Source organism: Bifidobacterium saimiriisciurei, from assembly GCF_010667655.1.
GTDB lineage: Bacteria > Actinomycetota > Actinomycetes > Actinomycetales > Bifidobacteriaceae > Galliscardovia > Galliscardovia saimiriisciurei.
In genome coordinates, this window is record NZ_WHZU01000003.1 from 42,938 (window position 1) to 59,041 (window position 16,104).

A 16,104-nucleotide genomic window follows, 5' to 3' on the forward strand; every position below is an offset into this window, starting at 1 on the left:
TCCTTTTCGATTTTCAGTTATGCGTATTCGGTTATGAATGCCGCCGGCCGGGAGCTGCCTCCCCCGGCCGGCGGTCGCGTACCGGCAGTTACGCGAACAGCTCCTTGGCGTTGTTGTAGGAGACGTCCTGCACCAGCGGGGCCAGGGTGTCGAGATCCGACGGGATCTCGCCGCGGGATGCCCACTCGCCCAGCTGCTCGCACAGGATGCGGCGGAAGAACTCGTGGCGCGGGAAGCTCAGGAACGAACGGGAGTCGGTGGTCATGCCCACGAAGTTGCCCAGCAGGGAGCCTTCGGCCATGGTCTGGATCTGCTTGCGGATGCCCTCGCGGGTGTCGTTGAACCACCAGGCGTTGCCGAGGGCCATGTGCTGCTTCATGCCGCCCTGGAAGCATCCCATGATGGTGGTGATGGCCAGGTAGTCGTTCGGGTTGAGCGAGTAGATGATCATCTTCGGGATGGAGTCGGTCTTGGCGGCCTCGTTGAGCAGGGCGGCCAGCGGCTCGGCGATGGAACGGTCGTTGATCGAGTCGTAGCCGGTGTCGGGGCCGTGGATGGCGAACTCGCGCTCGTTGATGTTGCGCATCGCGTGGATGTGCAGCTGCATGGTCCAGCCGTGGGCCTTGTAGATCTTCATGAGGTCGAGGAACAGCTGGGTGCGGTACTTGGTGACCTCCTCGAAGGTCAGCGGCTCGCCGGCACGGGCCTTGGCGAGGATCGCGTCGCGCTCGGCGGCGGTGGACGTCGCGTACACCATGAGGTCGGCGGCGTGGTCGGACAGGCGGGAGCCGTGCTCGTGGAAGAAGTCGACGCGCTTGTTGATGGCGGCCATCATGTCGTCGAAGGAGTTGACCTTGTCGCCGGTGACCTGCTCGAGCTGGTCGACCCACTCGGAGAAGCCGGCCTTGTCGGGGTTGAGGGCCTTGTCCGGGCGCATGGCCGGAATCATCTTGAAGGTGTCGCCGCCTTCCTTCTCGAAGGCGATGTGGTACTCGAGGGAGTCGACCGGGTCGTCGGTGGTGCAGATGGTGTCGAGGTTCATGCGGCGCAGCAGCGAGCGGCGGGAGAACTCCGGGGTGGCCAGCATCTCGTTGGTCTTCTCGTAGATGGCCTTGGCGGTCTTGGAGTTCAGCTCGTCGGTGATGCCGAAGTAGCGGCGCAGCTCCTGGTGCGTCCACATGTAGACCGGGGAGCCGATGGCCTTCTCCATGGTCTGCGCGTAGGCATAGAACTTGTCCCACGGATCGCCGTTGCCGGTGATGAGCTCCTCCGGGACGCCGTTGGCGCGCTCCAAACGCCACTTGTAGTGGTCGCCGTAGTTGTTGCCGTCGGTGAGCCAGGCCTCGACGATGTCCTTGAAGTTCGGATCCTTGTAGATCTCCTCGGGGTGCAGATGGCAGTGGTAATCGACGATCGGCATGCTTTCCGCGTAGTTGTGGAACAGGTCCTTCGCCAGATCCGTCGTCAGCAGGTAGTCATCATCCATGAATGCCATGGTCGTTTCCTTCCTCGAACTCCGTTGTCGTGACACACGATGGGATGGCTGTCGCAGGGCCCAGATGCGTGTGTTCTCGATTTCGTAGCCGTTATTGCCTTGTCGGATTGCGTCCATGCAACCCGGCGTTACCTTGACTGTAAGAAGCGTGAGCTGAATCACGTTTTTTTGTTGCCAAGATTTGCACAGACACGCGAGGGATCGCCGGAAAATGGCAACCGCTGGCAACATTTGCCCATGCGACGGCATCGTTTTCTATCGTGGAAGTGCATCTATCGAAAGGAATTTCTGATGAGCAACGAAGCTTGTGCATACTGCGACGAAGGCGCCGCGCTCGACGCGTTCGGCATCAAGATCTACGAACTTCCGGCCAGCAAGGTCGTCCTGTTCAAGGAACAGAGCCACAAGGGCCGCGTGATCGTGGCCTCGAAGCACCACGTCTCCGAGATCGTGGAGCTGAGCAAGGAGGACCGCGACGCGTTCTTCGACGACGTGGACCGCGTGGCCAAGGCCGTGCACGCCACATTCCACCCCGACAAGGTGAACTACGGCGCCTACGGCGACACCGGCCATCACCTGCACTTCCATCTCGTGCCGAAGTACAAGGACGACGAGTTCGAATGGGGCGGCACCTTCGCCATGAACCCCGATCGCGTGCACCTGACCGACGCCGAATACGACGAGATGGCCAAGGCCATCGTCGCCAACCTGTAATCGGCGAACGATTGGATAACCAATAATCAAATATCATCCGTCGGCCGTCTTCGGCGGCCAACGATCGTTTACGTCTTTGCCTTACGTCAACGATGCTTGCGGACGCACATGCTGGCCCTTCCTCATGTGCGTCCGTATTTTTTTGCCGTCCTATCGTCGGTTTATCGTCTATCGACGGTTCGTCAGGCGTTCGACGGCCGCATCGACGGCCGCATCGGTCGCCGTCGACGAGACGCGCAGATATGACGCGTCGCCATAGAATTCGCCGGGGCTGACGATGATGCCGATCCCGGCGAGGTCGTCGATGTCCTTCCAGCAGTCGCCGCTGATGGCCTTCACCCACACGTACAGCGCGCCCTGCGGCATGGCGGCGTCGTATCCGGCGGCGTTCAGGCCACGCACCAGCTTTTCAAGACGGTTGCGGTAGCGTTCGCGCTGTTCGATGACGGATGCGACGTCGTCGAGGCCGGCGGCCATGGCGGCCTGGCTCGGTCCGGGGATGATCTGGCCGATCTGCTTGCGCGTCTCCAGCATCGGCGCGACGATGGCGTCGTCGCCGACGATCAATGCCGTGCGATAGCCGGCCATGTTCGACTGCTTGCTCAGCGAATACAGGCACAGCAGGCCTTCGGCGCCGCCGTCGCACACGTCGTCGTTCAGGATGCAGCTCGTCGCCGACAGTTCGGCGGGCGACGAGCCCCAATCCATCAGCGCATAGCATTCGTCGGACACAACGACCGCGCCGATGCGACGGGCGGCGACGACGATGTCGTGCAATTGCGCCGCGGACAGCACCTCGCCGCTGGGGTTCGACGGCGAGTTCACCCATACCATCTTCACGCCCTTGACGTTCGCCCACGATTCCACGTCGGCGACGTCGGTCTTCAGCGTCGTCGCACCGGCGAGCTGCGTGCCGATCTCATACGTCGGATAGGAGATGCGCGGCTGGACGACCACGTCGCCGGCGCCGAGACCGAGCAGCGAGGCCATGAGCGAGACGCCCTCCTTGGAGCCGACCGTCGGGCAGATGCCGGCGCCGATGCGCTCCAGGTCGACGCCACGCAGGTCGCGGAACCATCGCGCGATGGACTCGCGCAGCGCCGCAGTGCCGCGGGTGACCGGATATCCGTAGGCGTTCGACGCGTTCGCGGCGTCGGCGAGCGCCTTGCGGACGCTTGCGGGCACGGCGTCGACCGGCGAGCCGATGGACAGGTCGATCATCCCGTCGGGATGGGCCGCGGCGGTCTTCTTCGCGGCGGCGAGACGCGACCAGTCATATGGCGTGCTGAATGGTGAGAATCCCACGATATAAGCCTTTCCGATCGGGGGTGATCCGAACAACGGGATGATTCGGGAAGAGAGGTTCGGGAAGAAAAAGCCCCCCGATATACGGCAGGTATATGGGGAGTCTGCGGTGTCTGGCGATGAACGCCTCTGACGATTGTCCTACGACGGTACGGGACCGTTCCCCGATCCCGTCAGTCCTGGTTCTGCGGGGGCAGGGCCGCCACTTCGGCCTCGTCATGGTCGATCGCGCCGAAGCCCGAGGCTCCGCCCTGATCGCCGACCTCGGCGAAGAAGCGGACGGCCGCGTCCTTGTACCAGGCCCACTCGTCCGGCAGGTCGTCCTCGTAGAAGATGGCCTCGGTGGGGCACACGGGTTCGCATGCGCCGCAGTCGACGCACTCGTTCGGATTGATGTACAGCGTACGGGGGCCTTCGTAGATGCAATCCACCGGGCACTCGTCCACGCAGGCCTTGTCCTTCACGTCCACGCAAGGCTGGGCAACAACATATGGCATAGCCGTCCTCCTGATTCGTTCGGTTCGACCGGTCCGGCCGGTCCGGCCGCCGGCCCGCCGCATATCCCCGCGGCGTTACGCGCACTGTGCATCAAGTCTACGCCGCCCCCACAACAGCGGGGCCTCCACGTCACTGACGACGGGAGGCCCTGCCGGGAGGCCATTCGACTGTTCCTCGATGCCTACGATGCCTATTGTGTCTACTCTTCGATGTCTCCCTTGAGCTGGTTCAGCCCCAGACGGGAGTGATGGTAGCCGTAGGAGAGGTAGATGATGAAGCCGACGACCAGCCATACGAGGAAACGCACCCAGGTGAGCACGGTGAGGTTGAGCATGAGCCACAGGTTCGCCAGACCGATGAGGACCGGAATCCACGGGTTGCCGGGCATGGTGAAGGAGCGCTTGAGATCGGGGCGCTTCTTGCGCATGATCGGGATGGAGATGGCGACCAGCGTGAACGCGGACAGGGTGCCGATGTTCACCATGTCGCTCAGCACGCCGATGTCGAAGAGGGCGGCGACGAGGGCCACGATCACGCCGCAGACGATCTGCAGGACGGCCGGGGTGCCGTGCACGCCGGTCTTGGAGAGGCCTCGCGGCAGCAGGCCGTCGCGGCTCATGGCGAACACGATGCGGGTGAGGCCGAGCAGCAGCACCATGACCACGGTGGCCAGGCCCAGCACGATGCCGAAGCTGATGATCTTCGCGGCCCAGTTCGCGCCGACGAGCTCGAACGCGGTGGCGAGCGACGGACTGTCGGCCTTGGCGAGGTCCTTGTAGGAGACCATGCCGGTGGTGACGACGGCGACGGCCACGTACATGATGATGATGAGCAGCATGCCGGTGCCGATGCCCAGCGGCACGGACTTCTTCGGGTTGTCGGTCTCCTCGGCGGCGGTGGCCACCACGTCGAAGCCGATGAACGCGAAGAACACGAGTGCGGCGCCGGAGAGGATGCCGGGGATGCCGTAGATGGACGGGACCATGCCGGTGGCCCACTGCCACAGCGGCTGCGCCCAGATGCCGGTGACCTCGGAGGAGGCCGTCTGGATGGTGTCGGCCGGCTGGCTCGGCGGGATGAACGGCGTGAAGTTGGAGGCCTTGACGTAGAAGAAGCCGACGATGACGACGAAGAACACGATGCCGATCTTCAGCACGGTCATCGCGCCGTCGACTCGGGCGCCGAGCCTGGTGCCGAAGACAAGCAGCGTGGTGAAGAACGCCACGATGATGATCGGCGCCACGTCAAGCGCGAACGAGCCGATCTGGATGTTCGTGTTGAGGTTCCAGCCCATCAGCCGGAAGAAGTCGTTGAGATACACGCCCCAGTATTTGGAGATGACGGAGCCCGCCATGAGCATCTCGAGGATGAGATCCCAGCCGATGATCCACGCCACGATCTCGCCGACGGTGGTGTAGGTGAACGTGTAGGCGGAGCCGGCGACCGGAATCATCGAGGCGAATTCGGCATAGCACATCACGGCGGCGCCGCAGACGATGCCGGCGATGATGAAGCTGATGATCACGGCGGGGCCGGCGTGGTAGGCCGCGGCCTGCGCGCCCACGGAGAAGATGCCCGCGCCGACGGCGACGGCGACGCCCATGATGGCAAGATCCCACCACTTGAGGTTGCGCTTGAGTTTACGGTCGGCCTCGTCGGTTTCGGCGATGGTCTGCTCGACCGTCTTGGTTCGTAAAAGATTCATGTCCTTCTCCCGGTGTCGGTTGAGGCACAGGTTCCGAGGAACCCCTGAAAATGTACCCTGAAGAGATTAGGCGGGAATTATGAATTCACCAAGAAACATGCAGGGTTTTCCACACATCCGAACAATAATGCCCGAATAATGGACATGAACGGCCGAAAAACGGATGGTGAACGGGTTCTTGCCTGCGGGTCGGGCCGACGACGGCCGCAGCAGGTGCGGCAGACCCGCGCCGAAACACGCCGGGCCACACCTAATCGACAACGGCCGGCACGGGCCCCGTCAGGACCGGTGCCGGCCGAAGGACTATCGCAGGTCGATGCCGATGGCGACGGGTTCGGGGACGAGGCGGATGCCGTATGCGGCCTCGACGCCGTCCTGCACCGTCTTCGCCAGACGGACCACGTCGGCGGAATTCGCCTCGCCGCGGTTGGTCAGCGCCAGCGTGTGCAATGTCGACAGCGATGCGGCTGCGCCGTCGGCCACGGCGAATCCCTTGTGGAATCCGGCATGGTCGATGAGCCATGCGGCCGAGGTCTTCACGCCCGGCGTTCCGTCGGGCAGCTCGGCATCGAAGCGCGGTGCATCCTCGGGAAGGCGTTCCGCAGCCTCGTGCGTGAGCACGGGGTTCATGAAGAAGCTGCCGCAGCTGTGACGGTTGTAGTCCTCGTCAAGAGACCCTTGCGCATCCCACAGGCCCTTCATGGCGGCCTCGACGTTCTCCTCGCGCTTCGTGCCCTTCATCCACTCGGTGTAGTAGCGGTTCGGGTCCTCGAGCATGCCCTTGCCGGCGCGCACGGCGAGCACGGCGTCGCGGATGGCCGCGGTCGACATGCGCTCCCCCACCTCCACGCCGAGCGCCTTGGCGAGCTGGCCGAAGCCGACCACGCCGGTGGCGCTGTGCCTGAGCACGAAGGTGACCGACAGCACCACGTAGCGCGGCGTCGGGAAGAACTCGTCGGCGGGTGTGGCCGGCGCCTGGTACATGCTGGTCTTCAGCGCCGAGGTGCGGTAGCCGAAACGCAGGTCCTCGGGAGCAAGATCGAGTGTCTTCTTGGTCTTGCGATCCCAGACCTCCACGGATTCGACGACCGTGCCGACCTCCTGACCGTATGCACCGATGTTCTGCACCACGGAGGCGCCGACGGTGCCGGGGATGCCGGAAAGGCCCTCGATGCCCTCGAGTCCCATGCGCACGCAGTATTCGACCAGATCATCCCAGTTCGTGCCGGCCTCGGCGTGGATGTGCACGGCACGGCTGCCGCCCTCGACCGGCGCCACTTCGTCGGGAACGCTGATCGCACGGCGGGCGTCACGCACCACGTATCCCATGAACGGCTCGTCGGAGACCAGCATGTTGGAGCCTCCGCCGATCACGCACAGCGGCAGGCCGCGTTCGTCGGCCTCCTCCACGGCCTCGATGACCCCCACGCGGGAGTCGGGTTCGAAGAAACGGGCGATGGGACCGCCGACGCCAATCGTGGTCAGGTCGGCAAAACTCGGAGTTGCACTCATAGTGCCCAACCATACTGCATGCTCGGTCCATCCGTTCGTCGACGAGGCATAGACCCGCATTCGGATTCCGGGAACGATTAGACCCACAAATCCAGATTATGGACCTACGTCCGAAGCCGCGACCCACGAACCCGGATATCGTAGAATGGGCCGGCCCGCACACGGACGGACGAGAAACAAAAAAAACCCGACCGAAATTCGGTCGGGTTGAAAGTCTTTACAGCGTCTCAGCGGGTCTCGCGGTGGACGGTCTGCTTGCCGCAGCGCGGGCAGAACTTCTTCAGCTCAAGACGGTCAGGAGTGTTACGACGGTTCTTCGTCGTGATGTAGTTACGCTCCTTGCACTCGGTGCAGGCCAGCGTGATGCCTGGACGGATATCGGCGCTTTTTGCCATCATTCACCTCTGTAATAGTGTCATCGCCGGTTTTTCCGACGCTTTGTAGCGAGGAAGAGACTCGAACTCTTGACCTTACGATTATGAGTCGTACGCTCTAACCAGCTGAGCTACCCCGCCATGAGAGCCTCGAGCGAGAATCGGACTCGCGACCTCTTCCTTACCAAGGAAGTGCTCTACCACTGAGCTATCGAGGCGTGGCGGATAGTGGATTCGAACCACTGAAGCACGAAGCGGCTGATTTACAGTCAGCTCCCTTTGACCGCTTGGGAAATCCGCCATTGCTTACCCCGGAGGAGTTCCTCCGAAATCGGCAACTCGCTTATATAACCACAGAATTTCAGACCGCGCAACTCGGCGTGTCGCGAAGCTGCCGCCAGCGCTGCAGGGCCCGCTCGACCCGCTTGTATCCTATGGTTTCCACGGGAAAGCCGGCTTCGACGAAGATGCGCTTGGGCCCCTTGCCGCGGTAATACTCCTCGATGGCGTGATTGATGAACATCGGCGAATAGTGGATGCGCCCATGCCCGTCCACGTAGTCCACGGCGTCCAGCGCCTCGAGCACGCGCTTGGTCGACGGATCGAATGCTGCCATGATCGTTCCCCTTCCCGGACGATTACGTCCATCCCAACGGTAGCCCATTCGCCGTTACGGCGACGGATGGCGTCCGGCCGGTTTCCCCGGCATGCCCAACGGCTCCGGCGCCAGCTGTCAGGGCCTTAGAAATCCCAGTCGTCGTCATCGGTCTCCTCGGCCTTGCCCATCACGTACGACGAGCCGGAGCCGGAGAAGAAGTCGTGGTTCTCGTCGGCGTTCGGCGAAAGCGCGGCGAGGATGGCCGGGTTCACGTTCACCTCGTCGGCGGGGAACATGGCCGGGTAGCCGAGATTCATCAGCGCCTTGTTGGCGTTGTACCGCAGGAACCGGCGCACGTCGTCGGCGAGCCCGACGCCGGCGTAGAGGCTGTCGGTGTAGGCGGCCTCGTTCTCGTACAGCTCCTCGAGCAGGGTGTGCGTGTAGTGGTGCATGTGCTCGCGCTCCTCGTCCGAGACCATGGCGAGGCCCTTCTGGTACTTGTAGCCGATGTAGTAGCCGTGCACGGCCTCGTCGCGGATGATGAGGCGGATGACGTCGGCGGTGTTGGTGAGCTTGGCGTGGGCCGAGAAGTACATGGGCAGGTAGAAGCCCGAGTAGAACAGGAACGATTCGAGCAGCGTGGAGGCCACCTTGCGCTTGAGCGGGTTGTCGCCCTCGTAGTAGTCGAGCACGATCTCGGCCTTCTTCTGCAGGAACTCGTTCTCCTCGCTCCATGCGAACGCGGCGTCGATCTCCTTGGTGGAGCACAGCGTGGAGAAGATGCTCGAGTAGCTCTTGGCGTGCACGGACTCCATGAACGCGATGTTGGTGTACACGGCCTCCTCGTGCGGGGTGAGCGAGTCGGGGATGAGGGATACGGCGCCGACGGTGCCCTGGATGGTGTCGAGCAGCGTGAGTCCGGTGAACACGCGCATGGTGAGCGTGTGCTCCTCATCGCTCATGGACCGCCACACGGGGATGTCGTTGGAGACGGGGACCTTTTCCGGCAGCCAGAAGTTGCCAGTCAGACGGTTCCACACCTCGAGGTCCTTCTCGTCCTCGAGACGGTTCCAGTTGATGGCGCTGACGCGGTCGATGAGCTTGAGCGGCTTGCGGGGGATGGAGATCGGCGCCATGTCAGGCCTCCTCTTCCGTTGCCGGGGCGGCAGCCACGGCGAATTCCTCGGGCGCGGTGAGCCGCAGGATCATGCGGTAGACGAATCGGGACATTGTGTGCTCCTTTTTTGCGGTCGATCCGGGAACGAAACCACGCGACTTGCGGGCTTCGTTCTCGGAATCAGCGTTTTTTGACGTTCATAACCTAAATTGTGCGGGTAAGTCCGGGGTCAAACCCCCTCAGTCCGCCTCCGGCGGCCAGCTCCCCCTGATCTTCAAGGGGAGCCAGAGCCCTGAGGTGAAAGTCGAATGATGCGTGCGGCATGTGTGCGGCAGAGGATGAAGGCGTACAACAGTACGTCGAATCCTCGGCCGTGCGCATGACGCTCCATCATTCGACTTTCACACCACGCAGGCGTAGGTGCAGGCGCCATTGACCTCCGTCCCTTCGAGCGCCTGCTGTCGGATGCGGATGTAGTAGAGGGTCTTGATGCCCTTGCTCCATGCGTAGATCTGCGCCTTGTTGATGTCGCGGGTGGTGGCGGTGTCGGGGAAGAACAGCGTGAGCGAGAGGCCCTGGTCGATGTGCGGGGTGGCGGCGGCGTAGGTGTCGACGATGGCCTTCCAGCCGATCTCATAGGCGTCGCGGTAGTATTCGCGGTTCTCGTTGGTCATGTAGGCGGCCGGGTAGTAGACGCGGCCGGTCTTGCCTTCCTTGCGGATCTCGATGCGCGAGGCGATGGGGTGGATGGATGAGGTGGAGTTGTTGATGTAGGAGATGGAGCCGGTGGGAGGCACGGCCTGGAGGTTCTGGTTGTAGATGCCGTCTCGTCGGATGGCTTCGGCGAGCGCGGCCCAGTCGTCCCTAGTGGGGATGGCGATGCCGCGGGAGGCGAAGAGTTCGCGCACGCGCTCCGTTCGGGGTTCGAGCGTCCGGCCGCCGTCGGTGTATTTGTCGAAGTAGTTGCCTTCGCCGAGGGGCCTGGCGTAGGCGGAGCGTTCGAAGCCGGTGAAGGCGCGGCCGTGTTCCACGGCGAGCGCGTGGGATGCGCGGTAGGCGTGGTAGGCGACGGTCATGAAGTAGATGTCGGTGAAGTCGAGCGCCTCGTCGGATCCGTACTGGATGTGTTCGCGGGCGAGGAAGCCGTGGAGGTTCATCTGGCCGAGGCCGATGGCGTGGCCTTCGTCGTTGGCGCGGCGGATGGAGGGCACGGAGTTGATGACGGTGTGGTCGGAGACGGCGGTGAGCGCGCGGATTGCGGTTTCGACGGTGTCGCCGAGGCCGATGCGCACGTCGCCGTCGCCGCTGCCCCCGTCCATGGCCTTGGCGATGTTGAGGGATCCGAGGTTGCAGGAGACGTCGCGGCCGATGTGGCGGTAGGAGAGGTCTTCGTTGTATTCGCTGGCTTCCTGCACCTGGAGGATTTCGGAGCACAGGTTGCTCATGGCGATGCGTCCGTCGATGGGGTTGGCGCGGTTGACGGTGTCTTCGAACATGAGGTAGGGGTAGCCGGATTCGAATTGGATCTCGGCGATGGTCTTGAAGAATTCGCGCGCGTCGATGTAGGTCTTGCGGATGCGTTCGTCGGCGACCATCTCGTCGTAGTGCTCGCTGATGGCGATGTCGGCGAAGGGCCTGCCGCAGACGCGTTCGACGTCGTAGGGGCTGAACAGGGCCATGGGCTTCCTGGCCTTGGCGAGACGGAAGGTGACGTCGGGCACGACGACGCCCAGGGAGAGCGATTTGATGCGGATTTTCTCGTCGGCGTTCTCGCGCTTGGTATCGAGGAAGCGCATGATGTCGGGATGGTGGGCGGAGAGGTAGACGGCGCCGGCGCCCTGGCGCGCGCCGAGCTGGTTGGCGTAGGAGAAGCTGTCCTCGAGCAGTTTCATGACGGGCACGACGCCGGAGGACTGGTTCTCGATGTGCTTGATGGGCGCGCCGAGCTCACGCAGGTTGGTGAGGTTCAGCGCCACGCCGCCGCCGCGTTTGGACAGCTGCAGGGCGGCGTTGATGGCGCGGGAGATGGATTCCATGTTGTCTTCGACGCGCAGCAGGAAGCAGCTGACGGCTTCGCCGCGCTGCGCCTTGCCGAGGTTGAGGAACGTGGGTGTGGCGGGCTGGAACCGGCCGGAGATGATTGCGTCGGCGTATTCGACGGCGCGTTCCTCGCTGCCGTCGGCGAGTTCGAGGGCGACGGCGACGGCGCGCTGCGGGAAGTCCTCGAGGTACTGCTTGCCGTCGAAGGTCTTGAGCGCGTATGAGGTGGTGAATTTGAACGCGCCGAGGAAGGTGGCGAATTCGAAGCCGGATTCCGCGGCGCGCCTGTGGATGCGGTCGAGGAATTCGGGCGTGTACTGCGCGAAGACGTCGCCGTTGTAGTACTCGTGGTCGATGAGATAGCGCAGGCGTTCGGCGGTGGAGTCGAAGGCCATGGTGTTGGGCTTCACGTGCCGTTCGAGGTATTCGCGCACGGCGTCGCGGTCCTTGTCGAACGGGATGCGGCCTTCGGCGTCGGGGAGGTTGAGCATGGCGTTGAGGGCGTGCCAGTCGTGGGCCGGATCATACGACAGCAATGATGATGCCGTGTTGTCCAGCTGCAGGGCGGTTGTGGTGAGGTCGACCATGCGTCACTCGCTTTCGTTGGTGGATGTCGGATTCGGGGATTCGGACCGGTCGGCGTCTCCGGCGGCCGTACTTGCGTCGCCAAGCCGGCGGAAGAACGAGACGAGACCGTCGCGCACGCGCTCGCGGTCCTCCGGCGTGCCCATGAGTTCGAACCGGTAGAGGAACGGCACGTGGCATTTGGCGGCGATGACGTCGCCGGCCACGCCGTACGCCTCGCCGAAGTTGGTGTTGCCGGAGGCGATGACGCCGCGGATGTATGCGCGGTTGGCCGGGTCGTTGAGGAATCGCTTGACCTGCACGGGCACGGCCTTGGCGATGCTGCCGCCGCCATAGGTGGGCGTCATGAGCACGTATGGCTCGCGGACGGCCAGCGGCTCGTCGTTCGGCCGCAGCGGCAGCCGATGGACGTTGATGCCGAGTTCGGGAAGCCGGCAGTCGGCGACGAACCGCGCCGTGTTCTCGGAGACGGAGGAAAAGTAGACGAGCGCGCCGACGGGGCCGCCCCCGGCGGCCGCCCTGGGCGCGCCGTTTTCGTGTCGTGATGTCATGGTTCCCTCGCGTGATGTTTCGCGCCGCTGTCCTCGGCTTTCGAAAATTTCCGAGACATCACTATATATGGCACACACGCGCCAATCAATCACTATATGTAGTGTTTCGCGTGGGGTATATCACAATGAGAACTGCGTCACACATCGTCATGGGAAAGACGCCGACGCCGCCAGACGGGCATGGAGCCCACGGGGGACGGCACGGGACAAACGCTGGAATCGCGCGCCGCCGCGTCGGGCCATGGATAGAATCTTCAATAGCTTTATCGTCGAGCCGCGTCGTCGGCAAACCATATCGAGGAGGATATCCGTGCTCCCTGCCTACAAGAAGACCATGACCGTCATGACCATCATGCTCGCCGTCGCCGTGGTGGCCGGACGGTTGGTGTCGATGTTCTCCGCCGACCCTGCGGTGTCGATGTATGCCTATGTGCTGCCGTGGCTGGTCGGCGTGGTGGTGATGCTGTTCATCATCGGCGCCGATGAGGATATTCGTCTGACCGTGGGCAAGGTGATCATCGTCACGCTGGTCGGCATGCTGGTGCTGACGGCCGTGGTCGGCGTGCTGCTGTATCTGCTGGTGCCTGCGGCCTCGGTGGTATGGGCGTTCCGCATCGGATGGTTCGTGACGCTGGTGGCCGTGGCCGTGGAGGCGCAGCTGGTGAACCCCGAGAATGTGGCGGCGGCCCAGCAGGCGGCCGAGCGCCGTGCGGAGGCGAACCTCGAGAAGAAGCTCACCATGCAGCGTGAGGCCCAGCAGGCCGCCCGCGAGCGCGTCGCCCGACGCGAGATCAAAAAACGCAACAAGCGCAAGTAGGCAGGACTCGGGTCTAGCGGCCTCCCATGCCGCCGCCTCCGCCGCCGCCGGAGGACCCGCCGAATCCTCCTCCTCCGCCGCCACCGCCGCCATACGAGGACGGGTTGCTCAGGCTGCTGACGGCGCTTTGGATGTCGCTGAAGTTGCTGCCGATCATCGAACCCAGATCGGTGATGCCCGTCGGCGTGGAGGAGCCCATGCCATTGCCTGCGCCCAGGGTATGGTGATGGAACGTGGAGTACATGACGGGGCTGGAATCCCAGGTGCCGTCCATGAAGGCCGGGTCGTTCAGCTGCGGGTAGAGCTCACGGAGCTGCCGGACGACCTGGTCGCTGATGCCGAACGCGGCCGCATACACGAGGTAGAAGTCCCACATCGCCAGGTCGGGTACACCGCGCTTGGAGAAGTCGGAGAAGTCGAGCATGTACCGCTTGAGCCCTTCGAGTCTGCCGGCCACGAGGTTGCCTTCGGGGGTGAGAATCTCGGATTTCGCCTTCGCCATGACGGTCACGCACAGGATTATCGCGGCTCCGACGACGATGAACGCCAGCAGCTGCCAGCCAAGGGCGACGAACCCGAGCATCGAGAGCATGCCTATGCCGATGGTCACGGCGCAGGGCAGGACGGTGTATCGGGACGTGCTCGTGGCGTAGTGGCCGGCACCGTATTCCATGGACACCGCGTCGCGGTAGGCGTTGAACAGGCCGTCGAACGCCGAATAATCCAGCTTGCCGGCCTCGTGGAGCTCGGTCATGGTGAACGGCCGGCCGCCGTAGCCGACCGAGGCACGGCGGAGCACATCCAGCAGGGCCTGTTCGCTGCGGGAGAGCCGCGAGGCGCGCGACCGTCTCGGGTCGCGCAGGGTGATGACCACGTCCTGGGCCCCACACGGGCCGGGCGGGCTCATGGTCAGTCCGACCCACCGCTTGTGCGCGAGCGAGAGCATGGTGGCGGCCATGCCGTTCCGGTCGGAGGCCACGCTCGAGGAACCCAGTCCGATGATCTTCGCGGCGACGGCGGGAGGAACGCCCGGGTCGTCGCGCCAGTACGTCATGTCGCCGCAGTATCGGGCGAGGCGTCGGGAGGTCTGGATGGACCGGACCGTCCATGCCAGCATGCCGAGAATGAGCAGCAGGCTCGCCACGCACAGGGCGATGACGGCGTGGTTCTTCGCCTCGACCTTCGCCTGCCATTCGTCGGCCATCCGTTGTTCGTCGGCGGCGATGGCCGATGCGGTTTTGGCGCCATGCCGCTTGGCGTCCGGCACGAACTTCGAGGGGAACGTGGCATGCACCTCGAGCTGCATCTGCGCGGGCAGGGGTTCGGCCTTGAAGTGGACGTCACCGTTGTCGTCGATGGTCAGTTCGGAAGGTGAATGCTCGAAATGCAGCCATGCGCGCACATCGTCCCCGGTGAGCGCGGCCGACTGCTCCCGTCGTGTGGAATCGGGCACGGAGATGAGGCCGGTGACCTGTTTGGCGTATATGCCGTTCGTGGTGTCGAGGAACTGCCAGTTGAATTCGGCGTTGCCGTCAGCGAGTTCGGTGATGGCGTTCTTCACACGGTAGCTCACGTAGTAGGTCTCGCTGCCCGAATTGGTCGGGGGGATGTTCCAGCCGAGTTCGGTGGTGTCGGCGCCGGTCTTGGTCAGGTAGTAGGTGCCGGCGAGTTCCTCGTACTGGTCTTCGGGCACGTTCTCGGGGTCCGCGAGGTCGATTTGCTCATAGCTCTGCCGTTCGGCATCGCGCACATCGACGTCGGTGATGCCGTCGTATACGCCGGGACGCGCCTTGAACGTGCGGAAGAGCTGATGCCACGGCCGGTCGTTGCCGTCGGTGTCCTCACGCCGTTCGAGGTTCACGTTCCATGTTTCGGTGACCATGAGGTCGCCGTTCGACTGGATGGAGACGTCGTAGTGCAGCGAGTCGAGCGTGAGCGGCTCGTTCTCTCCGGCCACGCCGCAGGAGGCCAGGGCGAGCACCATCGCTGCGGCCAGCAGCGCCGCGAACAAGGTGCGAAAGGCGTCGAAGGCGCGGGTGTCGGCGGTGCGGATGCCGGTGGCAGGAGCGGCGTTGCCGCGGGCATGCGGCCGCATCAGAACCGGACCTGGGGCACGGCTCGGGCGGACTCCTCCACCTTGAAGAACTCACGTTCGGTGAAGTGGAACATCCCCGCGATGATGTTGCTTGGCACCGTCTGGATCTTCGTGTTGTACTTGAGCACCACGTCGTTGTAGAACTGACGCGCATAGGCGATCCTGTCCTCCAGCGCCTTGAGCTGGGCCTGCAGGTCGAGGAAGTTCTGGTTGGCCTGCAGCTGCGGATACGCCTCGGCGGTGGCCATGAGGTTCATCAGGGCCTGGCCGACCTGCGTTTCGGCGGCGGCGCGCTCGGCCGTGGTGGTCGCCGCCGCGGCGCGGGCCCGGGCGTTGGTGACGGCCTGCAATGTCTGCGATTCGTGGGCCGCATAGCCTTTGACCGTCTCCACGAGATTGGGGATGAGATCCGCACGCTGCTTGAGCTGCACGTCGATCTGTGCCCAACCGTTGTCGACGCGGTTGCGCAGCGCGACCAGTCCGTTGTATGCCGTCACGGCCCATACGACGATTGCTATGACGATGACGACGGCGATGATGATGCCGATGACCATGGGCTTCTCCTTCGAATCGGCGGCTTCCATCATTATGCCCCACGAAGGAACGGCGACGCGGGAGGCGGGGCCGTGCCGTCACGATGACGGGGAATAAAAAAACTCCCGTCCACCGGACGGGAGTCATACACGAGAATTCAGGCG

The 16,104-nt window shown here is 63.8% G+C and carries 14 protein-coding genes and 3 tRNA genes; 2 read left to right on the forward strand and 15 right to left on the reverse strand.

All coding sequences use genetic code 11. The features are described from left to right. Positions 1–88: 88 nt before the first annotated feature. Complete coding sequence (gene uxaC / locus GFD18_RS02455) at positions 89–1,495, reverse strand: glucuronate isomerase (protein WP_163200002.1); 1,407 nt, start codon at positions 1,493–1,495, stop codon at positions 89–91. A 291-nt stretch (positions 1,496–1,786) separates the two neighbouring features. Here uxaC and GFD18_RS02460 point away from each other — a divergent pair, with 291 nt between their 5' ends. Further along, on the forward strand, positions 1,787–2,209 hold the full coding sequence (locus tag GFD18_RS02460) for an HIT family protein (protein ID WP_163200001.1): 423 nt from the start codon (positions 1,787–1,789) through the stop codon (positions 2,207–2,209). A 168-nt stretch (positions 2,210–2,377) separates the two neighbouring features. Here GFD18_RS02460 and dapC read toward each other — a convergent pair whose 3' ends face one another. From dapC to nrdI, 12 genes are all read right to left on the reverse strand, one after another. Then, complete coding sequence (dapC, locus tag GFD18_RS02465; RefSeq protein WP_163200000.1) at positions 2,378–3,514, reverse strand: succinyldiaminopimelate transaminase; 1,137 nt, start codon at positions 3,512–3,514, stop codon at positions 2,378–2,380. Positions 3,515–3,687: 173 nt separating this feature from the next. Next, the gene (fdxA, locus tag GFD18_RS02470; RefSeq protein ID WP_100510688.1) at positions 3,688–4,011 is read right to left on the reverse strand and encodes a ferredoxin; all 324 of its coding nucleotides are present in this window, start codon (positions 4,009–4,011) and stop codon (positions 3,688–3,690) included. Between the two features lie 200 nt (positions 4,012–4,211). Further along, positions 4,212–5,717 carry an amino acid permease gene (locus GFD18_RS02475; RefSeq protein WP_163199999.1) on the reverse strand — a complete coding sequence of 502 codons (1,506 nt, stop codon included), beginning with the start codon at positions 5,715–5,717 and terminating at the stop codon, positions 4,212–4,214. A gap of 303 nt (positions 5,718–6,020) precedes the next feature. Beyond that, entirely contained in the window at positions 6,021–7,229 is a 1,209-nt protein-coding gene (locus GFD18_RS02480) for an FAD-binding protein (RefSeq protein WP_100510686.1), read from the reverse strand. A 227-nt stretch (positions 7,230–7,456) separates the two neighbouring features. Next, positions 7,457–7,627, reverse strand: coding sequence for a 50S ribosomal protein L33 (gene rpmG / locus GFD18_RS02485; protein WP_100510685.1), 171 nt, complete (start codon positions 7,625–7,627; stop codon positions 7,457–7,459). A gap of 43 nt (positions 7,628–7,670) precedes the next feature. Next, positions 7,671–7,744, reverse strand: a tRNA-Met gene (locus GFD18_RS02490). 5 nt (positions 7,745–7,749) lie between these two features. Next, positions 7,750–7,821 (reverse strand) — tRNA-Thr (locus GFD18_RS02495). 1 nt (position 7,822) lies between these two features. Next, positions 7,823–7,904 (reverse strand) — tRNA-Tyr (locus GFD18_RS02500). A 60-nt stretch (positions 7,905–7,964) separates the two neighbouring features. After that, positions 7,965–8,219, reverse strand: a complete 255-nt coding sequence (locus GFD18_RS02505) for a hypothetical protein (protein ID WP_100510684.1) — start codon at positions 8,217–8,219, stop codon at positions 7,965–7,967. 125 nt (positions 8,220–8,344) lie between these two features. Beyond that, positions 8,345–9,337, reverse strand: coding sequence for a class 1b ribonucleoside-diphosphate reductase subunit beta (gene nrdF, locus GFD18_RS02510; RefSeq protein ID WP_163199998.1), 993 nt, complete (start codon positions 9,335–9,337; stop codon positions 8,345–8,347). Positions 9,338–9,719: 382 nt separating this feature from the next. Next, positions 9,720–11,945 (reverse strand): class 1b ribonucleoside-diphosphate reductase subunit alpha, encoded by a 2,226-nt coding sequence (nrdE, locus tag GFD18_RS02515; protein WP_163199997.1) that lies wholly within the window; start codon positions 11,943–11,945, stop codon positions 9,720–9,722. Positions 11,946–11,948: 3 nt separating this feature from the next. Beyond that, positions 11,949–12,494: a class Ib ribonucleoside-diphosphate reductase assembly flavoprotein NrdI gene (nrdI, locus tag GFD18_RS02520; RefSeq protein WP_163199996.1), complete on the reverse strand. Its 546-nt coding sequence runs from the start codon at positions 12,492–12,494 to the stop codon at positions 11,949–11,951. A 310-nt stretch (positions 12,495–12,804) separates the two neighbouring features. Between nrdI and GFD18_RS02525 the strand changes: the two genes are divergently transcribed. Then, on the forward strand, positions 12,805–13,311 hold the full coding sequence (locus GFD18_RS02525; RefSeq protein WP_163199995.1) for a hypothetical protein: 507 nt from the start codon (positions 12,805–12,807) through the stop codon (positions 13,309–13,311). 13 nt (positions 13,312–13,324) lie between these two features. Here GFD18_RS02525 and GFD18_RS02530 read toward each other — a convergent pair whose 3' ends face one another. Beyond that, positions 13,325–15,406, reverse strand: coding sequence for a DUF2207 domain-containing protein (locus GFD18_RS02530; RefSeq protein WP_163228253.1), 2,082 nt, complete (start codon positions 15,404–15,406; stop codon positions 13,325–13,327). Continuing rightward, on the reverse strand, positions 15,406–15,960 hold the full coding sequence (locus GFD18_RS02535; protein WP_163199993.1) for a LemA family protein: 555 nt from the start codon (positions 15,958–15,960) through the stop codon (positions 15,406–15,408). The genes GFD18_RS02530 and GFD18_RS02535 overlap by 1 nt, the downstream gene beginning before the upstream one ends. Between the last annotated feature and the right edge of the window lie 144 nt (positions 15,961–16,104).